The sequence below is a fragment of the Rhodoferax sp. ZS1R8 genome (genome assembly GCF_056521325.1).
Map to the genome: position 1 here is coordinate 1 of NZ_JBWMBA010000059.1, position 1,592 is coordinate 1,592.

At 64.9% G+C, this 1,592-nt stretch carries 1 protein-coding gene; it reads right to left on the minus strand.

Features of this window, described 5'->3' with window-relative positions; translation table 11 throughout:
- Positions 1-130 precede the first annotated feature (130 nt).
- A partial coding sequence (locus AC097P_RS23715) for a wax ester/triacylglycerol synthase family O-acyltransferase (protein WP_479612890.1) occupies positions 131-1,592 on the minus strand: 1,462 nt, incomplete at its 5' end.

Sequence of the window (1,592 nt, forward strand, 5' to 3'; positions counted from 1 at the left end):
AGGCACCTCACACCGCTGAACTAAACGTTCAACGGCGTTTTGAGTAAACGCTTCAGCCAGTAAGGCTTAAGCCAAATCAGCCCCTAGCCCCCGAAAAATATGACGATACCGCTATAGTATTTATAGTACCTTACGGGCTAGCCTTCCCCACCGCTTGCACCAGCCGTTCAAACTCCGGCGCAAACTGGTCAACGATGGCCTGCGGGTCGGGGCAAAGAGCTGCGTCGGCGATCACGCCAAACTGCACACCCCCGCCGTAGCTCAGTATCGACACCCCCAGCCCCACCGAGCCCGATTGCGGCACCCAGACCAGCGACTGCTCCACCGTCGCGCCCAAGAGGCGCATCTTCTCCTTGGGGCCAATCACATTGGTCATCACCGCCGTGGTCTTACGCGAGAACAGCGCCAACAGCGCGTCTTGCACCGGTTGGGTCAGGGCACCGGCCACGGCCAGCAAACCGAAAGCCATCAGGGGCTGCAGGCTGCCTTTGAGATCGGCCATGCGGCGGTGCACCTCGCGCACCCGGGCCACGGGGCTGCGTATGCCTATAGGCAAGAGCAGCGGCGCCAAGCCAAACTGGTTGCCCAACTCGTAGGCCTGCGCCATCGGGCGCAGGTTGACCGGTACCATGGCCCGAATCTCCACGCCGTGCACATCGTCGCCGCAATCTTGCAGATAGTGGCCGATGGCGCCTGCTACACACGCCAGCAACACATCGTTGACAGAGCACTCCATCTGTTTGCTCAAGGCCTTCACCCGCGCCAGCGGCAGGGGTTTGCACCAGGCCACGCGTTTCACGCCGCTGGGAGTGCCCTTCAGGCGGGTGGGCGAATCGTCGGGCATCAGGGCCATGGCCGCGGCATCACTCACCCCGTGCAGCACCCATTTGGTGGAGGCCCAGACATTGCGCAAACCATGCTCCAGCGTGCGGCGAGGGGCATGGGCAAAGGCCCGCGATGTTTTGGCACCCAGGCTGGCAGCACCCCTGGCCAGCATGGAAGCACGCCCTACTGGTGCAAAGACCCAGGTGTCCAGCAAGGCTTCGGCCCGGTCCAGCAGCCCGTGGCCGTGGGAGCGGCTGCTGCTTCGCGGCGGCAACACACCACCATCCACCAACGACTGCATCACCGCCACCAGGGCCACACCATCGGCGATGCAGTGGTGGATACGCACAATGAGCGCCGAGCCACCGGCATACCGCTCCACCAGGTGGAACTGCCACAGCGGCCGCCGCGTATCCAACGGCTGCACCGCCAGCTCGGCAACCCGGTCCTGCAACAGGGCCTGTTGCTGCCCGGCGCGGGCCCGCGGCAGGGTCTCGGAAACAACATGGTGGTCCAGCGCAAAATCGCCATCGGGCTCCCAGTGCACGCCACCGCCGTCCGGCCGTGGCGTGGCGCGCTGTACAAAACGCGGGTACTGCAACAGTGTGGCCTGCACACGGGCGCACAGCGCGTCACGGCGGATACCGGGCTTGAGCACCCAGACCCCCACAATCACCATGCGGTTGGTCGCACTGTCCATGCGCAGCCAGGCCGTATCCACCGCGCCCATGGGCACCACGCGCTGCTCTGGCACCATGGCCAGTGCC